Origin of the sequence: Allokutzneria sp. NRRL B-24872, assembly GCF_002155965.1 — a bacterium.
Classification (GTDB): Bacteria; Actinomycetota; Actinomycetes; order Mycobacteriales; family Pseudonocardiaceae; genus Allokutzneria.
In genome coordinates this window covers 1-19,536 of sequence record NZ_MUMH01000209.1, presented here as the reverse complement: position 1 = coordinate 19,536, position 19,536 = coordinate 1, and the positions used below count along the sequence as shown (strand labels likewise).

At 70.6% G+C, this 19,536-nt stretch carries 18 protein-coding genes; 11 read left to right on the top strand and 7 right to left on the bottom strand.

The genetic code is table 11. The features are described from left to right. The coding region (locus CCN37_RS35585) for a tetratricopeptide repeat protein (RefSeq protein WP_143261970.1) at positions 1 to 976 on the top strand (976 nt) is incomplete at its 5' end. Between the two features lie 5 nt (positions 977 to 981). Here the strand turns inward: CCN37_RS35585 and CCN37_RS35580 are convergent. Further along, complete coding sequence (locus tag CCN37_RS35580; RefSeq protein WP_086829515.1) at positions 982 to 2,682, bottom strand: beta-N-acetylhexosaminidase; 1,701 nt, start codon at positions 2,680 to 2,682, stop codon at positions 982 to 984. Positions 2,683 to 2,804: 122 nt separating this feature from the next. On the opposite strand from CCN37_RS35580, the gene CCN37_RS35575 reads away from it, so the two are divergent. Genes CCN37_RS35575 through CCN37_RS35555 form a run of 5 tightly spaced genes read left to right on the top strand, consistent with a single transcriptional unit; the run spans position 2,805 to position 9,068 of the window. Next, complete coding sequence (locus tag CCN37_RS35575; RefSeq protein ID WP_086829513.1) at positions 2,805 to 4,127, top strand: glycoside hydrolase family 36 protein; 1,323 nt, start codon at positions 2,805 to 2,807, stop codon at positions 4,125 to 4,127. A gap of 30 nt (positions 4,128 to 4,157) precedes the next feature. After that, positions 4,158 to 5,072 (top strand): carbohydrate ABC transporter permease, encoded by a 915-nt coding sequence (locus tag CCN37_RS35570; RefSeq protein WP_246843508.1) that lies wholly within the window; start codon positions 4,158 to 4,160, stop codon positions 5,070 to 5,072. 12 nt (positions 5,073 to 5,084) lie between these two features. Beyond that, the gene (locus tag CCN37_RS35565; protein ID WP_086829511.1) at positions 5,085 to 5,924 is read left to right on the top strand and encodes a carbohydrate ABC transporter permease; all 840 of its coding nucleotides are present in this window, start codon (positions 5,085 to 5,087) and stop codon (positions 5,922 to 5,924) included. A gap of 18 nt (positions 5,925 to 5,942) precedes the next feature. Beyond that, complete coding sequence (locus CCN37_RS35560; protein WP_086829509.1) at positions 5,943 to 7,283, top strand: sugar ABC transporter substrate-binding protein; 1,341 nt, start codon at positions 5,943 to 5,945, stop codon at positions 7,281 to 7,283. A 12-nt stretch (positions 7,284 to 7,295) separates the two neighbouring features. Then, the gene (locus tag CCN37_RS35555; protein ID WP_086829507.1) at positions 7,296 to 9,068 is read left to right on the top strand and encodes a bifunctional UDP-sugar hydrolase/5'-nucleotidase; all 1,773 of its coding nucleotides are present in this window, start codon (positions 7,296 to 7,298) and stop codon (positions 9,066 to 9,068) included. Positions 9,069 to 9,091: 23 nt separating this feature from the next. Here CCN37_RS35555 and CCN37_RS35550 read toward each other — a convergent pair whose 3' ends face one another. Then, on the bottom strand, positions 9,092 to 10,003 hold the full coding sequence (locus CCN37_RS35550; protein ID WP_086829504.1) for a phytanoyl-CoA dioxygenase family protein: 912 nt from the start codon (positions 10,001 to 10,003) through the stop codon (positions 9,092 to 9,094). A gap of 63 nt (positions 10,004 to 10,066) precedes the next feature. On the opposite strand from CCN37_RS35550, the gene CCN37_RS35545 reads away from it, so the two are divergent. Further along, positions 10,067 to 10,948 carry a helix-turn-helix domain-containing protein gene (locus tag CCN37_RS35545; protein WP_086829502.1) on the top strand — a complete coding sequence of 294 codons (882 nt, stop codon included), beginning with the start codon at positions 10,067 to 10,069 and terminating at the stop codon, positions 10,946 to 10,948. Positions 10,949 to 11,238: 290 nt separating this feature from the next. After that, entirely contained in the window at positions 11,239 to 11,637 is a 399-nt protein-coding gene (locus tag CCN37_RS35540; RefSeq protein ID WP_143261969.1) for a hypothetical protein, read from the top strand. 16 nt (positions 11,638 to 11,653) lie between these two features. Here CCN37_RS35540 and CCN37_RS35535 read toward each other — a convergent pair whose 3' ends face one another. Together CCN37_RS35535 and CCN37_RS35530 are read right to left on the bottom strand one after the other, a co-directional pair. Next, complete coding sequence (locus tag CCN37_RS35535) at positions 11,654 to 12,469, bottom strand: class I SAM-dependent methyltransferase (RefSeq protein WP_086829499.1); 816 nt, start codon at positions 12,467 to 12,469, stop codon at positions 11,654 to 11,656. Beyond that, positions 12,466 to 12,780, bottom strand: coding sequence for a hypothetical protein (locus tag CCN37_RS35530; protein ID WP_086829497.1), 315 nt, complete (start codon positions 12,778 to 12,780; stop codon positions 12,466 to 12,468). The genes CCN37_RS35535 and CCN37_RS35530 overlap by 4 nt, the downstream gene beginning before the upstream one ends. A 231-nt stretch (positions 12,781 to 13,011) precedes the next feature. On the opposite strand from CCN37_RS35530, the gene CCN37_RS35525 reads away from it, so the two are divergent. Further along, the gene (locus CCN37_RS35525) at positions 13,012 to 13,326 is read left to right on the top strand and encodes a hypothetical protein (protein ID WP_086829495.1); all 315 of its coding nucleotides are present in this window, start codon (positions 13,012 to 13,014) and stop codon (positions 13,324 to 13,326) included. Between the two features lie 24 nt (positions 13,327 to 13,350). Here the strand turns inward: CCN37_RS35525 and CCN37_RS35520 are convergent, their stop codons facing one another. The 3 genes from CCN37_RS35520 to CCN37_RS35510 form a co-directional block, all read right to left on the bottom strand. Next, a complete protein-coding gene (locus CCN37_RS35520; RefSeq protein WP_143261968.1) occupies positions 13,351 to 14,994 on the bottom strand; it encodes a hypothetical protein in 1,644 nt (547 codons plus the stop codon). A 218-nt stretch (positions 14,995 to 15,212) separates the two neighbouring features. Further along, positions 15,213 to 16,067 carry a hypothetical protein gene (locus CCN37_RS35515; RefSeq protein ID WP_086829491.1) on the bottom strand — a complete coding sequence of 285 codons (855 nt, stop codon included), beginning with the start codon at positions 16,065 to 16,067 and terminating at the stop codon, positions 15,213 to 15,215. Further along, positions 16,064 to 17,065, bottom strand: a complete 1,002-nt coding sequence (locus tag CCN37_RS35510) for an SPFH domain-containing protein (RefSeq protein WP_086829489.1) — start codon at positions 17,063 to 17,065, stop codon at positions 16,064 to 16,066. Before CCN37_RS35510 ends, CCN37_RS35515 begins: the two co-directional genes overlap by 4 nt. 84 nt (positions 17,066 to 17,149) lie before the next feature. On the opposite strand from CCN37_RS35510, the gene CCN37_RS35505 reads away from it, so the two are divergent. Next, complete coding sequence (locus CCN37_RS35505; RefSeq protein WP_086829487.1) at positions 17,150 to 17,848, top strand: NUDIX domain-containing protein; 699 nt, start codon at positions 17,150 to 17,152, stop codon at positions 17,846 to 17,848. A gap of 590 nt (positions 17,849 to 18,438) precedes the next feature. After that, on the top strand, positions 18,439 to 19,536 hold a 1,098-nt coding region (locus tag CCN37_RS35500), incomplete at its 3' end, for a benzoate/H(+) symporter BenE family transporter (protein WP_246843507.1).

Here is a 19,536-nt window from a genome sequence, read left to right as displayed (position 1 = left end):
CGCGCGAGCTCGCGCGCTGCTCGGGCACTGGCTCTACGCCAACGGGCGTCCCGACGACGCGTGCGCGGCCTGGAACGCCGCCGCCGCACTCGATCCGGACGATCCCGTCGTGTGGCGCAACCTGGGACTCGCGGCCTTCAACCACCTCGGCGACGCTGACCAGGCCTGCGCGGCCTACGATTCCGCGCTCGCCGTCGCACCGGAGGACGCCAGGCTGATCTTCGAGCGTGACCAGCTCGACGCGCGGCGCGGTGTGCCGCCCGGCCAGCGGCTGGACCGGTTGCTGCGCGTGCGCGCCCTGGTCGAGACGCGCGATGACGCCACCATCGAGCTCGCCCACCTGCTCCTCTCCGCTGGTCGACTGGACGAGGCCCGCGAACTGCTGCTCAGCCGCACCTTCCAGCCGTGGGAGGGCGGCGAGGGCGAGGTGCTGCGCGTGTGGGACCGGCTGTGCCGCTTGCGGTCCACAGTGGACGAAGCGCTGAACCCACCGCGATCCCTGAGCGAAGCTAGGCATCCGCTCGCGAACACCGCGCAGCTGCACCTGCTCCGGGGCGACCTCATGGAGGACCGGGCGTCGTGGGAACTGGCCGCCGCGCAGCAGGGCGACTTCTTGGGGATGAGCGCGCAACCCCACTCCGAGGCGACGTTCTCCTCGGTGCTCGCGCTGCGCAGGCTCGGCCGCACCGACGAAGCCGCCCGGCTCGCCGAGGCACTGCGCGCCTTCTGCGACGAGCTGGAGGCCAGCCCCGCGACCGTGGACTACTTCGCGACCTCGCTGCCGTCGATGTTGCTGTTCACCGAGGACCTGGCCGCCGCGCAGCGGCGCAGAGCGGGATTCCTGCGGGCTCAGCTGGACATCCTCGACTGGCAGTACGGGCGCGCGGGCGACCGGTTGGCCGCGGTGCTCGCGGAGGACCCGCACCACGTCGACGCCCTGGACCTCGCCCGCTCGATCCGGACGTCGACGCGATGACGTCCTCACGCGCCGGGGGCGTCCGCCACGGTTCCGGAGGCCGCGGCGTCGGCGTAGCCCGCCAGGCGCTCGGCCATCGGGACCCCGGCGCGGTGGGCTCGCCCGCCGGTGCCGCCGCGTTGCCACGGCGCTGGGCCGGTCAGCGGGCGGAACTCGACCCCGGCCGCCGCCAGCCGGTCGAGGTGGCGGGGCAGCCGCTGCCGGAGGTCCCGCGTCGGCGAGCCCCACGCGATCTCCGCGAAGGCGCACGTCCGTGGGTAAAGGAGGTAGTCGACCAGCCGGGGGTCGGCGACCAGCTCGGTCCACATCTGGCACTGGATTCCCCGCACACGAGCACGTTCGGCCTCGGACCAGTCCTGCGGGACCGGCTCCCACGCGAGGACGTCCTCCAGCGTCACCGGGCCGCCGATCGAGAGCGGCTCGTCGGGGTGCGCCTGCTGGTAGTAGTCGAAGTAGGTCGGCATGACCGGCGAGAGCACGACGTCGTGCCCGGCCGCCGCCGCCCGGCGGGCGACCTCCGCGCCGCGCCACGCCATGACGAGCGTGCCGCTCGAACCGTCGTCGTCGGCGGCGCTCGCTTGCGCGGCGAAGCTGTCGTCCCACGTGACCGGCGTTTTGCCGTGCTGTGCAAGCATGTGGCGCACTTCGCTCATCAAGGCCGCGAAGATCTCGGCGCTCCCGGAGAGCCCGCGCTCCTCGGCGAACGCGCGCACCACCGGGTCGTCTTCCCACGCCCGCAGCACCGATTCGTCGCCACCCACGTGCACGTAGGGCGAGGGGAACAGCGGCAGCAACTCGTCGAAGAGCAGGCGCAGGAACTCCAGCGACCGCTCCGACGGAGCCAACAGCGCGTCTTGCACGCCCCAGGTCGTGCACACCGCGCGGTCCTGCCCGGACGGGGACCCGAACTCCGGGTAGGCGGCGAGCAAAGCGCCGGTGTGGCCAGGCACGCCGATCTCCGGGATCACGGTGATCGCGCGGTCCGCCGCGTGGGCGACGATCTCGGCGAGATCGTCGCGGGTGTAGAAGCCGCCGTGCGGTGTTCCGTCCTGCACGACCTCGTCGGAGTAGTGGCTGACCTGGCTCGTCGGCCGCCAGCCGCCGACCTCGTGCAGGCGCGGGAAGCGCGGGCTCTCCACCCGCCAGCCCTGGTCGTCGCTGAGGTGCAGGTGCAGGGTGTTCAGCTTGTGCGCGCTCATCAGGTCGATGTGGCGCAGCACCTCCCGCTTGGGCAGGAAGTGCCGGGCGACGTCGAGCAACATTCCGCGCCAGCCGAAACGTGGGCTGTCCTCGACCCGGATGACCGGCACGATCCACGGGGTGTCCGCAGGCGCCGTCTGGCGGTGGGCGGCGTCGGGGAGGAGCTGGCGCAGGGTCTGCGCGGCGTGGACGACACCGGCACGGTCGGCCGCGGTGATGGTCGCTCCGGCCTCGGTCACGTCGAGCAGATAGCCCTCGGGAGGGGTCGCGTCCGGGCGGAGAAGTACGCGCAGCGCGGCGGGCTCGTCGACAACGGTGCAGGTCATGGGCAGCAGCGCGATCGCTCGCCGCACCACCTCCCGCTGCTCCTCGGGAACCTCCAGCCGCACCGGGAGGTGCGCCGGGAACTGGAACACCCCCGCGCCGAGCTGCATCGAGCGCGGCTTCGGCACGAGGTTCGCTGCCCGCGCTCGCGCGTCGGCGTGGCTGATCGAGACCACGGTCATCGCCTCCTTGCATGCATGTGCATGTTTCTTTCTGTTCACTAACGTCCTAGAGTGAGCATATATTGCTCATTTGGGGGCCACTACGCGCACAAACGAACGTTCATCACCACGAGAGGAAGCCGATGGCCGAGAGTGCGGACTACGTCCCGATCGCCGAGATCGCCTGCGCGCCCGCTCGGGCCCGCGTGTTCGAGCAGGGCTGGCAGTCCTGGAGTCCCACCGGGTGCTACCCCGGCGACGCGACCTCGCCCCGGCCGTCGTCGGCGCAGATCGCGGCGAGCTGCTTCCGCTTCGACCGGCCGCTGCCGGAGTCCGGCTTCCAGGGCGAGGGCCTGATCGTGATCGACCCGGGTGACGGCGGCCCGGTGCGCGCGTGGTCCGCCGAGGAGCACTCCGCCGAGGTTCCCTCCATCCGTGTGCGAGCGCTCGCGGACCGGCTCATCGTCTCCAGCCTCGGCGCGGTCCGGGAGACCGAGCACGCTTCCCTCCCGAGCGCGCTGGTCGCGTGGGCTGAGGAGGTGGCGACCGGTGCGGGCGTGCGGGAGGTCCGGCCGCTCGGACCGGGGTGGAGCAGCTGGTACGGGCACTGGAACAAGGTCACCGAGCAGGACATCGCCGACACGCTGGTGCACGCCGAGCGGCTGGAACTGCCGCTGGAGATCGTTCAGCTCGACGACGGCTACCAGACCGCGATCGGGGACTGGCTCGACATCCGGCCCGGCTTCGGATCTCTTGAGGCGGTGGCGAAGCGCGTCACCGACACGGGGCGACGCGCGGGCATCTGGCTGACGCCGTTCTTCGTCGCCGCCGACAGCTCGGTGGCCACTGAGCACCCGGACTGGTTGGTGCGGGGCACACCCGCGATGCGCGAGTGGGACAGCGACATCGCCGTGCTCGACGTGACCCACCCGGGAGCGGCCGAGCACCTCGCCGGGGTGTTCCGATCCCTTGTGGTGACCGGGTTCTCCTTCTTCAAGATCGACTACATCTACGCGGGAGCCCACCCCGGCGGGCGGCACGCCGACGTGTCCGGGCACGAGGCCTACCGCGCCGGGATGCGGATCATCCGGGACGCGGTCGGGCCGGACTCGACCGTGCTCGGGTGCGGAGCGCCGATGCTGCCCAGCGCGGGACTCGTCGACGCCATGCGGGTCAGCCCGGACACCGCGACCGTCGTCCACCACAAGTCCGGTGACGTCAGCCAGCCCTCGCAGCACGGGGCGCGGCTGGCCGGGGCCGCGCGGGAGTTCATGCACGGCCGCATGTGGGTCAACGATCCCGACTGCCTGCTGGTGGCTCCGCGCGTGGAGGACCGCGCTGGATGGGCCGATCACGTTGCCAGCAGCGGAGGGTGGCGGTGCTCCAGCGACCGCCTCGCCGACCTCGACGAGTGGGGGGCCGCCCGCACCCGTGAGCTGCTCACGCCGTCCACCGGCCTGGCCTGATCCACCTCCTCCGGCAGAAGGGAGTCCGCCATGGCCAAGGTCCTCGCGGTGCCGCGCCCCGGACGGCGGCGGCGACTGTGGGAAACGTTGACGGCCTACGCCTTCATCGCCCCGAGCCTGTTCGGTGTCGTGGCGTTCCTGTTGCTGCCGGTGCTGATCGTCGCCGGGCTGAGCCTGTTCGACTGGAAGCTGCTCTCCGCGCCGGAGTTCGTCGGGCTGGCCAACTACGAACGGCTCTTCGCCGACGGCGGGATAGGCCACTCGCTGGTGGTGACCGTCGCCTACGTGGTCCTGACGATCCCGGTGCAGACGGTGCTGGCCCTGCTGCTCGCGCTGTTGCTCAACCAGCGGGTGCGCGGCGTGAAGATCTTCCGGGCGATGTTCGTGCTGCCGTGGATGGCGACGCCGGTGGTGATGGGCCTGGTGTGGGGCTGGATCTTCGACCCGGCCAACGGCGCGGTCAACTCCTTCCTTGGCCTGTTCGGCATCGACGGGCCGAGCTGGCTGTCCTCGCCGAGCCTCGCGCTGCCCGCCGTCGCGGCCACGCAGGTCTGGCAGTTCGCCGGCTACAACATGCTGTTCTTCCTGGCCGGGTTGCAGTCCATCCCCAAGGACTTCTACGAGGCGGCCTCGCTGGACGGGGCTTCTCCGGTCCGGCAGTTCTTCTCGATCACGCTGCCGCTGCTGCGCCCGACGTTGTTCTTCGTGTTGGTGACCAACGTGATCGGCTCGTTCCAGGTCTTCGACACCGTCTTCGTGATGACCAACGGCGGACCCGGCAACAGCACCGAGGTCATCAACTACACGATCTACCAGACCGCGTTCCGGCAGTTCGAGTTCGGCTACGCCTCGGCCATCGCGATGGTCCTGTTCCTGATCATCCTCGCGGTGACCATGGCGCAGGTCCGCTACTTCAACCGCAACACCACCTACGACATGTCCTGAGGGGAGCCGATGATGACCACCACCGCGACCACCCGGCGGCGGCCGACGCGTCGCGCCGCCCTCTACGCCACCCTGATCATCGGCGCGGCCATGTCGGTCTTTCCGTACTGGCTGATCGTCTCGACCGCGTTGAAGCCGCGCGGCGAGCTGTTCGAGGCCGCGCCGTGGGCGCCGCCGTCCTCGCCCACGCTGGAGAACATCGGCGCGCTGCTGGGCTCGGACTTCGCGCTGTCCATCCTCAACACCGTCCTGTTCGTCACCGTGCTCACCGCGGGGCAGCTGATCTTCACGACACTGGCGGCGTACGCGTTCGCGCGGCTGGAGTTCCGCGGCCGCAGTGCGCTGTTCTGGCTCTACCTGGCCACGTTGATGGTGCCCAACGTGGTGACCCTGATCCCGCTGTTCCTGATCATGCGCGAGCTGGGCATGGTGAACAGCTGGTACGGGCTCGTCGCGCCGTACGTCTTCGGCACGCCGTACGGGATCTTCCTGATGCGCCAGTTCTTCCGCAGCATCCCGCGCGAGATCGAGGAGGCCGCGCGGGTGGACGGCGCGGGGCACCTGACGATCCTCTGGCGGATCATCCTCCCGCTCAGCAGGCCGATCCTGGCCACGCTGGCGATCGTCACGGTGATCTCCTCGTGGAACAACTTCCTGTGGCCGCTGATCATCACCAGCAGCGCGGACACGCGCGTGGTCACCGTCGCGATCGCCGCACTGCGCTCGGAGATCGGCATCGACTACACCCGGATGATGGCCGGCAGCCTGCTCACGCTGCTGCCGATGCTGCTCGTCTTCGTCTTCTTCCAGCGCTACATCGTCCGGTCGGTCGCGCTGACCGGACTCAAGTGACACGACAGGAGTGTCCCCATGCAGCTCTCGACTTTCCGGCGGAAGGCGCTGAGCGCGCTGACGGTCGGCGCGCTGGTCGGGCTCGTCGCCGCCTGTGGAGGCGGCGGTAGTGGCACCGGCAAGACCACACTGACCTACCGGATCTGGGACGAGCAGCAGCAGAAGGGCTACGAGAAGGTCTTCGAGGCGTTCAGGGCCAAGCACCCCGACATCGACGTCAAGATCGAGCTCCAGCCCTACGACCAGTACTGGACCAAGCTGGTCACCGAGATGGTCTCCGGCACCGCGCCCGACGTGTTCTGGATGACGCCCGCGAACTTCCCCGAGCTGGTGACGCAGGGCGGGCTGATGGAGGTCTCCGCCGCGGTCGAGCAGTCCGGCCTCGGCAAGGACAAGTACCACGCCAACGTCGTGGACTCCTTCACCTACAAGGGAAAGCTGTACGCGGTCCCGAAGGACTGGGGCGTCCCCGGGATGCTCTACAACAAGAAGGCCTTCGCCGAGGCGGGCGTCGAGATGCCCACGGAGCCGCTGACCTGGGCGCCCGACGGGTCCGGCACGTTCCTGCCGCTGATGCGCAAGCTCACCGTCGACGTCAACGGCAAGCACCCCGACGAGCCCGGCTTCGACCCGGCGAAGGTCAAGCGCTGGGGCTTCGCCTCGTGGAACCACTCGGGAACGCAGTGGCTCAACTGGATTCCCAGCAACGGCGGCACGACGATCACCAAGCCCTACGGCAGCTTCACCTTCAACCAGCCCGCCTCGGTCGAGGCGCTGCAGTGGGGCGTGGACCTGATCAAGAAGTGGCGGGTGTCCCCGCCCGCCGAGCAGACCAACCCGCCCGCGGGCCGCGCGACGGAGATGTTCCAGCGCGGCGAGGTCGCGGTCTTCCCGGCCAACAACGCGCTGCTGCCCTTCGTCGCCCCGGGCTCCTCCTTCCCGATCGGCGCCGCGTCGCTGCCCGCGGGCAAGGCCGGTCGCGTGGTGATCATCAACGGCCTCGGCGAGGCGGTCTACTCGCGCACCAAGCACCCCGAGCAGGCCAAGAAGCTGGTGTCGTTCCTGGCCACCCCGCAAGCCCAGACGATCATGGCGGAGGGCGGCTACGTCTTCCCCGCCATCAACGACCTCGCCCCGCGCTACGTCGAGCACTGGAAGGCCAAGGGCATCGACACCCAGCCGTTCCTGGACGAGGCGCGCGGCAGGACGGTGAACTTCCCGATCGTCTCCGGCTTCACCGCGGCCGAACCCAAGATCAACCAGATCTTCAACGACATGTACCTCGGCTCGGTCCCGGTCGCCGACGCCGCCAACGCGGCGGTCAAGCAGGGCAACTCCCTGCTCAACCCGGAGAAGTGAGGAGGTAGGCCGATGTCCTTTTCTGCCAAGCGATGGCGCCAGGCCGCGATCGCCACGACCGCGCTGCTGGCCGTCTCCCTCTCGCCGACCGCGACGGCCACTCCCGCGTCGGGGGTGCCGGTGCAGCTGCTGTCCATCACCGACCTGCACGGCTACTTCGGCGAGTACACCACGACCGTTCCAGGCTCGCGTGCCGGTGAGCCCGCGAAGGTCGTCGGGGGCGGGGCCTACCTCGCCTCGCACCTGAAACGCTTGCGCGCGACCAAGAACTCCGTGCTGTTCTCCGCAGGGGACGACTTCTCCGGCTGGCCGTCGGAGACCGCGTGGTTCTGGAACGAGCCGACGATCGAGTACATGAACATGATCGGCGTCGAGTTCTCCACCGTGGGCAACCACGAGATCGACCGCAAACCCGCCTACCTCGAGCACATGATGGAGGGCACCTGCCGGGGCCGCCCCGACCGCGACCTGTGTTTCACCGACTCGACCGGGAAACGGTTCCAGGGCGCGGACTTCGACTACTACTCGGCGAACGTGGTGCGCGAGCGGAGCGGCCGCCCGCTGGTCAAGCCCTACCACGTGCGGCAGGTCGACGACGGGCGCGGCGGCACGCTCCCGGTGGGGTTCATCCACGCCACCACCAGCCACACGCCCCAGGAGCAGCTCTCCTACTGGCCGAGCGAGCTGTCGTTCCTGCCCGAGGTCGAGACGATCAACCGCTACGCCGAGGAGCTGCGCGGGCGGGGTGTGCAGGCCGTCGTCGCCGTTGTGCACGAAGGGTTCTCGCAGGACAACGCGGCCGGGTACAACGACTGCAAGGCGCCGTTCGGCCCACTGTTCGACATGAACAAGCAGATCAGCCCGGCCGTGGACGCCATCGTCGGCGGGCACTGGCACGCGCTGGTGAACTGCACGCTGCCCGATCCCGCCGGCAACCCCCGCCCGGTGGTCGAGGCCGCCAACCACGGCAGGCTGATCAACGAGATCACCCTGGAGCTCGATCCGGTGACCGGTGAGGTCCGCCGCGACCGGACGAAGTCGGTCAGCCACGCCAACACCCGTGACGTGGCACCCGATCCCGAGGTGCAGCGGATGGCGAAGTACTGGAAGGACAAGGTTCCGGCGCGGGGCAACCAACAGGTCGCCACGGTCACCGCGGACCTCACCCGCTCCGCCACCGCGGAGTCGACGCTGGGCAACGTCACCGCGGACGCCTTCCTCTGGGCGGCGAACCGGGACGGACAGGCCGATCTCGCGGTGGCGATGCCGGGAATCCTGTTGCGCGACATACCTTTCGCCGCGAACCCGGCCAATCCCGCCGACGCGCCGGGCCGGGTGCTGTTCTCCGAGCTGGTCTTCGGCACGGTCTACGAGAACGGCATCGGCCCGGCCGTCGTGCGCGGGACGGTGACCGGCGCGAAGCTGGACGAGCTGATCGAGAGCCAGTGGCAGCGGGGCGCCGACGGCGTCGTGACCCACCGGCCCATGGCCGTCTCCGGCAACGTCTCCTACACCTACGACCCCGGCGCGCCGCTGGGCCAGCACGTCGACATCGAGAAGATCCGGATCAACGGCAAGCCGGTGAAGGCCGATCGCGAGTACCGGATCGCGACCCTGGCCAACAACTTCTTCGCCCGCAACGCCACTCCGGGGTTCACGGCGCTCTTCGGTGCCACGAAACAGGATCGGAGCATCTACTCCGGAGCGGACGCGCTCTGGAAGTACATGGAGGCGCGGTCGCCGGTCCGGCCGCCTGAGCTCGGCCGGGCCCGGCCCGCTGGCTGAACCGGAGCTGGCTGGGCTTGAGATCACCTGAACCGGGACGGAGGGGTTGGCACGTGTTCGCTCATCGAGTCGAACTTGCGGACGTAGGTCAGCCCCTCCGGGATCTCCACGCTGGTCGTGGAGGTCCAGCCCCGGCTCAGGGTGGGCCAGTCGGGCACGTCGGGGTGGAAGTGCGGGCGGAACGGCTCGTAGCCGTCGATGAAGGCGGCCGGTTCCGACCGCGCCTGCCACCGGATGTCGGCCGACAACCGCAGCCGGTCGCTGAGGTTGGGGCGGGCGCCGTGCACGGTGAGGCTGGTGAAGACGAGCACGTCGCCTTGGCCGAAGTGGGCGGTGCGCCAGTCATTCACGCCGCTGCCCGCCACCTGCGCGCTGACCCCGCCGGGCCCCTCGGCCCTGGACACGCCGAGCACGCCGAGCCGATGCGAGCCGGAGAGCACTTCCAGCCCTCCCGCGTCGGCGGGGCAGTCCGCGAGCGGAATCCACATCGTGAGGGTGTCGACCGCGCCCTGGATCAGCCGGTAGTCCTGGTGTGCTGGCGTCGGCGTGGCCCGAGGCGTCGGCGCGGTGACGCGGGCGATGTGCATGGGATGGCAGAACACCTCCTCGCCGAGCAGCCGCTGGGCCAGGTCGCGCAGTTCCGCTCGCTCGCTGAGTTCGTGGAAGGACTGCGTCGCCTGCACGGCGGAGTACATGCCGAAGAACGTGGACCCGCCCTCCTCGACCACCCGGTCGGAGGCGCGCAGCTCGTCCGGCTCGCTGTCGGGGGCCAGCCACCTGCTGTCGCGCAGCACGGCCGCGATGTCCGCGCGAACACCGGTGACGTGCTCGCGCGGCAGCAGACCGGGGAAGTAGAGGTAGCCGTCCTCGGACATGCGCGCCCGCAGCGCGCCGTCGTCGTGGGCGATAGCGCTGGAGTCGATCAACTGCTTCATGTTCTGCCTCCGCTGTGGGGGTTTCGACGGATTCGACTGTAGGAAGACCGGGGGAGCGCGGACATGGCTGAACCTGCCGGGGAGATGACAGATTCTGCTGTCCCGACCCCCTCGCCACCGGCTGGGTTGCTCGTCGTCGGGGAGAGCACATTCACCAGGCCGGTCGAGGCGAACCGGCCGACCGGCTCGCCGAGCTGGCTGCTCATGTGGACGACCCGGGGCCGGGGCGTCGTGCACCAGGAGGACACCGTCCTGACGGCGCACCCGGGGCAACTCGTGCTCATCGAACCCGGCGTGCGGCACACCTACGGGGTCGCGCCCGACGCCGGGGAGTGGTCGCTGCTGTGGGCGCATTTCCTTGCGCCGCAAGAGAACTGGCTGCGGGTGAACCGTCACCTGACGCCGAGGGCGAGCGGTGCGGCGGAAGCCATCGAGGACGCCTTCGCCCGGCTCCACCGCTATGCCCGGCTCACCGGTGATCGCGTCCCGCCGACGCCCGCCGAGCTCCCGGCCTTCGCCGCCCGGCCCGAGCAGCAGTCCCTGGCCATGTGCGTGCTCGAAGAGATCGTCCGCCTGGCCGCACTCGCCGGTCCCGCCGTCCCGCCTCCCGGCCCGGACCCGCGCATCGCCCGCGTCCAGCGGCTCATCGCCGAAACCCCCGAGGCCCCGCACACGCTGATCTCCCTCGCCGCCCACGCCGGGCTGTCACCGTCGCGCTTCAGCCACCTCTACACCAGCTCCACCGGGCGCAGCCCCATGCGGGAGGTGCGCGCCCGGCGCATGCACCGCGCCGCCCAGCTGCTGACCGGCACGGGCATGTCCGTCGCCGCGATCGCCCGCACCGTCGGCTACGTCGACCAGTTCCACTTCAGCCGCGCTTTCCGCCTGGAGTTCGGCCTCCCGCCCAGCAGCTACCGGCGCGACGGTGGCGTTGGCCCTGAATGACTCTCCGCACGCTTCGCGGATCGCCCCGCCACAACCCCTCGCTGGTCGGTAAAATCCCTCCCGTGCACACCACCGCCCGCACTCCCTCAACGCGCCTGGCCGTGGTCGAGGGCAATCCGTTTCGTACTCATAGCGGGAAAAAGAGCGCTCCCATCACCCGAGTTGAGTACGAAACGGGAGTTTGGCGTGCCGGGGGGATGTTGAGCGGGAGTGGGGTGGGGGTCAGGCGCCAAGCGCCGCAATGAGAGCGCTGGGACCGCGCGGGTTCACGGTTCTGCGATGCTGGGCGCATGGTCCTTGGACGAGATGCCGAACTGGAACAGCAAGGCGCTCGCGCCGCTCTCACCATCGGCGACCACAACGGGTCCGGAGGGGCCAGCCGGACAACGCTGTCCCTCCGGGACAGCGGCGAACTCGTGCTGTACAGCGCTGACTCCGGGTGGGCGGTGATGATGCAGCTGGGGGAGCACGTCCAGGAATGGCGTCGGTGGCACACCGTCGCGTCTGGCGACGTCGGGCGACTGGACGTCGCGGCAGGCGTGGACGAGGCAGCTGCTTTCCTCGAAGCGGTGCGGGACGCTCTCGGTGTACGCCAAGATCAGCCTGGCACAAGCATCGAGATGGCGTTCGCCTCCTGGCTGCGCGGGCAAGGGGTCCCGTTCGGAACGCGCGAGGTCGAGGACTGGTGAGGCCCGCGCGTCATGGTCAGAACCGGAACCGCACGATGCGGGTGGACCGTTTCACGCCCGGCAACAGGTTCATGAAGCGGTAGAGGCGGCGCACGTTCGCCGGCGCCCTGGCCAGCAGCAAAGGTGAGTCGGTCATCGGCGTCTCGTCGACGTAGGCGAGGCGCGGGTGCCACTCGGCCAGCGCGGCCGGATCGGTGAAACCGCAGTGGAACTGGGTCTTGTACTTGCGCAGCACGGGATTCCACCGCGAGCTGTGCCACGCCCAGACCGACACCGTGTCGAACTGGATCTGGCCGGAGGGGAACGCCTCGACGACGCTGGTGAGCAGGCGGCGCAGCTCGGACTCGGTCAGGTAGGGCACCAGTCCCTCGGCGATCAGCAGCACCGGCCGATCGCGGGGGACGCGGTCCAGCCAGGCCAGGTCGGTGACGCTGGAGCCGATCGTGGCGCAGTGCTCGCGCGGCGGAAGGAACCGTTGCCGCAGTTCGATGATGGCTGGGTAGTCCAGGTCGTACCAGTCGACGGTGGCGGGCGGGTCGACCCGGTGCGGGCGGGCGTCGAGACCGCAGCCCAGGTGCAGCGCCACCGCGTCGGGGTGGTCGGCCAGGAACGCCCGGGCCCAGTCGTCGTGGGCTTTGGCCCGCACCACCGCGGCGAGCCCCAGCTGGCTGGTGCCGAAGGCGCGCCTGTCGTAGTCGGGATCGAGGCCGCGCATCGCCCGCTCGGCGAGCTCGTCACCGAGGATCGGCTCCGGCAGCCGGTTGTCCAGCGCCTTGGCCCGGAGAACGGGCCGGAGGGTCTGTTGCACTCCGACGAGCTCGGCGTCCTTCACAGCGAAGAGTTTGCCCCATCGGGGAAGCCGTACGCGCCGATCTCGTTGAGCACGGTGGTGACCGGCGGCTCCGCGCACGCCTCGGTCAGGTGCGTGCGGTAGCGCTGGAACGCCGGGAGCCGGTGCAGCACCTCCGGGCCACCGTCCAGTTCCACCAGGGACATCAGGCTCGCCCCGTCGTCGAGCTGGAAGCTCGCGTAGCGCAAGCCGTCCGGCCGCACCGACTCCAGCTCGGCGTAGACGGCGCGCAGCAACTCCACCACCTGGTCGAGCTGGCCGTCCTTGATCGTGCACCGGGTCATGACCCGCATGGTCCGCTCCCCACGTCGACAACCGCTCATTTCGAGCGACGGCAAGTACGAGCAGCGCCTGCGCGCGGAAGCGGCGGAGGAGACGCGCCGTCGCATCCTGGACGCCGTGTACGCGCAACTGCGCGAGTCGCCTGCGGAACCGGTGAGCGTCGACCGCATCGCGAAGCTGGCCCGCGTGGCACGCCCACCGTCTACTCCGTCTTCGGTTCCCGCGCCGGACTGTTCGAGGCCGTGGGAGCAGATCTGTTGGAGCGCGGCGGGTTCGAGCACGTGCTCCGCGCGTCAGCCGACCCGGACGCGCGGCAGGGCCTGCGCGGCACGATCCGCGGCATCGCCGAGATGTACGCGACGCACTGCGACGTCCTGCGCGTCCTGTCCTCGATGGCGCTCCTGGATGCCGCCTCGGTCGGCGGAGCGGTCCAACGGCTCGAAGACGGCCGGGCGCACGGCATGGCCGAGCTCGCGCAACGCCTGGGCGATCTGGGAACGCTGCGCCCGGATGTCGATGTGGCGCGCGCGACGGACGTGCTCTGCCCGCTGCGCTGACCCGACCCCTCCCGTCGCGACGCGTCAGAGGGCCCGGTGGTAGTCGATGCCGTGGGTTTCGCAGTATTGGGCGAGCTTGTCGGGGTCGACGAACGCGTAGAGGGGATCGCACCAGTCGATCAGGACGAACTCGCGCTCGTCGTCCTCGCGTTCGGGCCGCAATGCTCCAGCGACCTCGTGGACGACGTGGAGGTCGAACCAGTCGCCGTCGAGTTCGACGTTCCAGGTGCGGTGATACCCGTCTTTGGCGAAAGTCAGCAGGACGCCGTCCTCCTCCTCGATGAGCTCGACGTCCGCGACGCGAACCGCGCCGCCGGTCGCTTCGGCGAACTCCACCACCAGGTCGTCGTAGGCAGGTGGCTCGCTACCGGATTCAGGAGCGACCTCGACCAGACACCTCATCCGGTGCAGAACCGCCACCAACAGCGAGTACGCGGACGTCGGTTCGGGTGCGCGTGCGAGTTCAGCGGCCACCTCGTTGGCCACGTCGGACGGTGCCAGGCCCAACCGCGCCACCTGCTCCGCCAACTCCTGCGGCGACGCCGATGTCCGCACAAGGCTCCGGAGGTGTTGCACCCCCCGGCCGTCGGAGTCCCGGGCCACGACGCGGTCGACAGCCCGTGCCGCCGCCTCGTGCGCGCGCGGCCCACCGATCTTGACCAGGTTCTTCGCCAGGACGTCCTCCGGCCAGACCGTTTCGTCGGCGATGCGGGCCATCAGGTCCGCTACCTCGGGGTCTGCGGTGCCGCGGTAGCGCTCGCCGAGGACGTGCATCGCGGAAACCGGGAAGCGCCGCCACCCGGCGCGGGCGTGCTGCTCGGCCCGGTCGGGATCGAGCACCGCGAGCGCTTGCAATGCCGCGCCCGCCGCCGGGTCGCGCAGCGATTGCCGCACCCCGTTCTCCAGCAAGGGAATGCTTTCCCGGCCACGCGTCAGCAGCGCGTCCACGGTGTGCTGGGTCCTGCCTGCCAGCAGTTCCTCACCGCACCAGCGCAAAGCCCACTCGTAGCTGCCGGGTTCGCCCCACGCCGCGAGCTCCGCCACCGCCTCGGTCGGGCGGTGGTCGCCGGAGTGTTCGCCAGGGGGCGGCACGACCTGCGAGTCGATCCAACCCCGCACCTCGTCGGAGACCTCCCCGCCGGGCCAGGCCTGCGCGGCGAAGACGAGGGCGAACGGGGGAGCGCAGGAACGCTCGCCACCCACCCACACCTCGCGGAGTTCGGACTGCGCCAAGCGCAAGAGCCGCGGCCCGGTCGCGGCGACGCGCAGCCTCCCCGACATGCACGCGGCGAGGTGGCGCACCTCGTCGTCCTCGGAGTCGAGCAGGTCGAGCAGCCACGGCGTGATCAGCGCTTCGTGCTCGAACCTGACGCGCCGCCGCGTCGAGTCCGGCACCACGTGGGCGATGTTCCGGACGAGGTGGAGGTGACACTCCCGATCCGCCATCACGATCGCGAGCAGGTCCGGGGCGGCCTCGTTGTGCAGGCGCGCCAGTGCCACCGCGGCCATCACCCGGTCCTCGACGGGACCGGACCGAACCGCGTCGCGCAGCCGTTCGCGATCCTGTTCGGTCGCGGCGGCGAGCTGCCGGAGGTCGCGGTCGTCCCAGAAGTCGATCTTCCGGGGAGCTGCGACCATCGTGGCCGACCGAGCCGACCGAGCGTCCATGTACCGCTCCCAGATCATGACGGCGGGCAAGGTGCAGATCGACGGTAGTGCCTCGATCCGGTCCGTTGTCAGAGGACGCCACCAGTGTCCGCGCCGAGCACAACACGAACCGCCACCCGGACTGGCCTGCCCGCTCCCACAAGCGGTGGACGGACGAAGACGAAGCGCGATCCGCTCGCGCCTCGGGCTCGACCCCGACGCCCCAGGTCGGTGACGCGTCAGCGGACCAGGTGGAAGGCCTGGTCGGCAGGGGCCACGGTCACCGTCTGGCCGCGGGTGAGGGTGACGGTGTCGGCTTCCAGGCCGTCGCCGAACGCGACGAGGTGGTCGGACTCCACCTCGATCGCCAGCGGGTGCGTGGTGAGCTCGCCCTCGGTGCTGGCGGTGCCGGTCGTGGGGGAGGGCCACGCCTCGCGGACGAACCACACCAGGCGCCGTTCCTCGGGCGAGGGGAGCGCGAGCGTGCTGCGCCGTTCCTGCCAGGCCGAACGGCACCAGCCGGTGGCGCCGGTGCCCGTGCCGACCAGCACACCCGAGGACGCCTGGCGTTCACCGGCCACGCGGTAGCGGGCGGTCTGGTGGCTGGCGTGGCCGACGTAGATCTCGTTGAGCGCCAACAAGGTCTGGCCGTCGTCGGCGGTCAGGCGGACCATGGTGCGCTGCTCGACCGAGGTGTGGTGGCGCAGCAGGTCGGCCGCCGCCTCGGCGGGGTGGTGGACCAGCACACCGGGCGCATCCGGGGTCACGCCGATCACCGGCTGGCCCGCGAGGTACTTGGCCACGTTGGCGACCAGGCCGTCCTGCCCGACGACGACCACCACGTCCTCGGGCGAGAACAGGAACTGCGCGAGGTCGGCGCGTTCGACGGTGCCGCGCCGCCAGTCCAGCGGGATGGCGGCCGACACCGCGGCCACCGCGCGCCGGACGGCCTCGTGCCGGTCGCGGACCTCGTCGAGCGCGCGGCCGCGGGTGCTGAGGAAGAACTCCGCCTGCCCGAGGGTGCCGTGGCGGGCCAGCAGTTCGTCCAGTTCGGTGCGGCGGTGCACGAGGACCGCGCGCGGCGCCAGGCTCATTCCCCCATCCCGAGCTTGGCCAGCAGCGGGGCGAGCAGATCCGGCGTGAGCACCAGGTGGTCGATCTTCGGCAGGTTCCCCGCCAGCTCCTTCGCGGCGAGGCCGTAGAGCACGTGCTCCGGGAGGTCGCGGTAGGCGGCCAACCGAGCGGCCTCGCCAGCCGCCTCCGCTTCGCCGAGCGCACGGGTCGACTCGGCGCGCACGTGCGCCAGGCGTTCCTCGCGGCTGGCCTCAGCCTCGGTCTCGATGCGGTTGGCGGCTGCGGCCTCCTCGGCCTGGCGGCGGGCGTTCGCGCCGCGTTGGGTCAGCAGCTGCTCCTCCCGCTGGGCGAGCGCGATCTGGTTCTGCAGCTCGTTCTCCCCGATCGCGCGCTCGCGCTCGACGGCCAGCGCGCGGCGTTCGTAGGTCGCGCGGTCGGCCTCCTGTCGCACCTTCTCCCGAGCCGTGGTCTGCAACGCCTTCTCCACCTCCGGCTCCGCGCGGATCGCGACGACCCGGACGTCGAGCACCGCACAACCGATCTGCGCCAGCCTCGTGTTCTCCTCCGCGACACCGGCGCGGATGCGGTCGCGCACCGCCGTCACGCCGTCGACCAGCGCCTCCACCAGTGGTGTGCGGGCGAGCACGTCGAGGGCGTACTGCTGCGCGTTCTCGGTGAGCAGGCCGCTGATCTGGGCGAGCGGGTCACCGCGCCAGCGGCCGGTGTCCGGGTCCACCGAGAAGTCGATCCGCTGGGTCGCCAGCGCCGGGTCGACCACGCGGAAGGTGAGCGCGAGCTGCACGGTCACGTCCTGGAAGTCGGCCGTGCGAGCGTGGAACAGCAGCGGCAGCTCGCGGTCGTCGACCGGGACCTCCGACACGACCGCGGTGAGCGGCCGGTACCAGAACGACAGGCCGGTGCCTTCGTGCGCGAGCTTGCCGCCGCGCAGGTGCCGCACGTACGCCGTCGGCACGCCGCGCAGGTGCCGGTAGCCGAACCGGTGCTTGATGTCCGCCATGGGGTTCTCCTCTTATCGTCGATGTGACGCTATGCCGTCATCGGCCTTTTCGTCAACATGACGAATACAGGGTAGGGTGGTGGCATGGCTCACCCCGCGCAGTACCCGCCGGTGGCGGTCACCGTGGACCTGGTCGTGCTCACCATCACCGGCGAGCGGCTGTGCGCCCTGCTGGTGCGGCGCGGGATCGAGCCGTTCCTCGGGGCATGGGCGTTGCCCGGCGGCTTCGTCCGGCCCGGCGAGGACCTGGACGAGGCGGCCCGGCGCGAGCTGGCGGAGGAGACGGGCCTGGCGGCGGGGACCGTGCACATCGAGCAGCTCGCGGGCTACGGCACACCCGGCCGCGATCCGCGCCAGCGCGTGGTGACTCTCGCCTACCTCGCGCTCGCACCGGACCTGCCGGTGCCGCGCGCGGGGACGGACGCGGCGGAGGCGCGGTGGGCTCCGGTGGACGAGCTGGACCCGGCCGCGCTGGCCTTCGACCACGCGAAGATCCTCGGTGACGGCCTCGAACGCGCACGGGCGAAACTGGAGTACAGCTCGCTGGCCACGGCGTTCTGTCCGCCGGAGTTCACCGTGGCCGAGCTGAGGCGGGTCTACGAGCTGGTGTGGGGCGAGCGCCTCGACCCGCGCAACTTCCACCGCAAGGTGACCGGGGCCGAAGGACTGCTCGACGCCACCGGCGAGACGACCACGCGCGACGGCGGCCGGCCCGCGCGGCTGTACCGACGCGGACCGGCCGCCATGCTCTACCCACCGATGTTGCGCTCCCGCACCGCGTGAGCGGACGCCGCGGTGCGAGATACGCGGTGCGAGATGCGCGGGAACGAGACCTGTTCTGCCACCCCGTGTCTGCGGAGGGTTCGGGGTTGGAGCTGATCGTCAGCGCGGCGCCGCGAGTGCGACCTCGTCGACGGTGATCGTGCGCGAGGGTGTCAGCGCCCTTCTGCTCCCGCGCGTCGCCTGATCACGTCCGACTGTGCTCGTCGACGATGGCGAATCCTTGTGGCGAGGCGGGTTCGGGGCGGTCGACGATGATCGACCGGGGGTCATGAAGACTGCCCGCCCTCCGGTATCGGTGCTCGTGCGCGTCAGCGCTGAGCGTCGACGCTTGATCACGATTTGATCTTCATTTCGGCGACGTGTTCCTTGTGTCACAAGGAATCTGGTCAAACGTGAGCAATCACCGCCCTCGTTCGCGAAAGGAACGTGAATGCTGATTTCCTTGTGTGTCAACGTGAAACGGTCCGAACGCGCTGCCGTCGCGGGGTACGCTCCCGTGCTGCAACCGCCCGCAACGCGCGGCCGCCCCGTGTGGGGAACGGCCGTCTGACCGAGAGGATCGGGCCGTCATCACCACGACCCGCACGCCCGTGCGCCGACGTTTCTCCGCCGACGCCTCGGTGTCGTCCTTCGTGGCCGCGCTGATCGCGATCGTCGTCTCCTACGCCGGTCCCATCACGATCGTGCTCACCGCCGCCCAGGCCGGGCACCTCACCCAGGCCCAGACCACGTCGTGGCTGTGGGCGCTGTCGGTCGGCGCGGGGTTGAGCAGCATCGTGCTGAGCCTCAGGGCCAGGATGCCGGTGATCGCCGGGTGGTCGACGCCGGGCGCGGCCATGTTGGTGGCCAGCATCGCCCAGTACTCCTACCCGGCGGCGATCGGCGCGTTCGTGGTGTCGGCGCTGGCCATCACGGTGATCGGCTTCTCCGGGGTGTTCGGCAAGCTGATGGCGCTGGTGCCGGACGCGGTGGTCGCGGCGATGCTCGCCGGAATCCTGTTCTCCTTCGGCGTCGAGGCCTTCCGCGCCTTCGGGCAGGGGCCGCTGGTGACCGCGGCGGTGCTGCTCGGCTACATCGTGGCGAAGCGGTTCAGCGCCAGGTACGCGGTGCTCGCCGCGCTGGCGCTCGGTGTGCTCACCGCGGCGGTGAGCGGCGGGTTGCGCTTCACCGGACTGAGCCTGGAGCTGGCCAGTCCACTGTGGACGACCCCGGTCTTCGACCTGGCTGCGATCGTCGGTGTCGGTGTGCCGCTGTTCGTGGTCACGATGGCCTCGCAGAACGCGCCCGGCCTCGCGGTGCTGCGGGCCAGCGGCTACCGCCCCGACGACCGGCTGCTCGTCGGCGGCACGGGCCTGGCGTCCCTGGCGATGGCGCCCTTCGGCGGCCACGCGGTGAACCTCGCCGCGATCACCGCGGCCATCTGCACCGGCGAGGAAGCCCACCCCGATGCGAAGAAGCGTTATCCCGCAGGGGTTTTCTGCGGTCTGCTCTACCTGCTCGTCGGCGCGTTCGGCGCGGCCCTGCTCGGCGTGTTCACCGCGCTGCCGAAGGAGCTGATCGCCGCCATCGCCGGTGTCGCGCTGCTGGGCGCGCTGATGTCCGGTCTGTCCGGAGCCATGGCGCTGCCGGAGCACCGCGAGCCCGCGCTGGTGACGTTCCTGGTGACGGCCTCCGGCATGGCGCTGTTC

Excerpts from the sequence above, each read along its gene's own strand:
- CCN37_RS35580 (WP_086829515.1), bottom strand. The coding sequence starts at position 2,682 with ATGACCGTGGTCTCGATCAGCCACGCCGACGCGCGAGCGCGGGCAGCG.
- CCN37_RS35575 (WP_086829513.1), top strand. The coding sequence starts at position 2,805 with ATGGCCGAGAGTGCGGACTACGTCCCGATCGCCGAGATCGCCTGCGCG.
- CCN37_RS35570 (WP_246843508.1), top strand. The coding sequence starts at position 4,158 with ATGGCCAAGGTCCTCGCGGTGCCGCGCCCCGGACGGCGGCGGCGACTG.
- CCN37_RS35565 (WP_086829511.1), top strand. The coding sequence starts at position 5,085 with ATGACCACCACCGCGACCACCCGGCGGCGGCCGACGCGTCGCGCCGCC.
- CCN37_RS35560 (WP_086829509.1), top strand. The coding sequence starts at position 5,943 with ATGCAGCTCTCGACTTTCCGGCGGAAGGCGCTGAGCGCGCTGACGGTC.
- CCN37_RS35555 (WP_086829507.1), top strand. The coding sequence starts at position 7,296 with ATGTCCTTTTCTGCCAAGCGATGGCGCCAGGCCGCGATCGCCACGACC.
- CCN37_RS35550 (WP_086829504.1), bottom strand. The coding sequence starts at position 10,003 with ATGAAGCAGTTGATCGACTCCAGCGCTATCGCCCACGACGACGGCGCG.
- CCN37_RS35545 (WP_086829502.1), top strand. The coding sequence starts at position 10,067 with ATGGCTGAACCTGCCGGGGAGATGACAGATTCTGCTGTCCCGACCCCC.
- CCN37_RS35540 (WP_143261969.1), top strand. The coding sequence starts at position 11,239 with ATGGTCCTTGGACGAGATGCCGAACTGGAACAGCAAGGCGCTCGCGCC.
- CCN37_RS35530 (WP_086829497.1), bottom strand. The coding sequence starts at position 12,780 with ATGCGGGTCATGACCCGGTGCACGATCAAGGACGGCCAGCTCGACCAG.
- CCN37_RS35520 (WP_143261968.1), bottom strand. The coding sequence starts at position 14,994 with ATGGACGCTCGGTCGGCTCGGTCGGCCACGATGGTCGCAGCTCCCCGG.
- CCN37_RS35515 (WP_086829491.1), bottom strand. The coding sequence starts at position 16,067 with ATGAGCCTGGCGCCGCGCGCGGTCCTCGTGCACCGCCGCACCGAACTG.
- CCN37_RS35510 (WP_086829489.1), bottom strand. The coding sequence starts at position 17,065 with ATGGCGGACATCAAGCACCGGTTCGGCTACCGGCACCTGCGCGGCGTG.
- CCN37_RS35505 (WP_086829487.1), top strand. The coding sequence starts at position 17,150 with ATGGCTCACCCCGCGCAGTACCCGCCGGTGGCGGTCACCGTGGACCTG.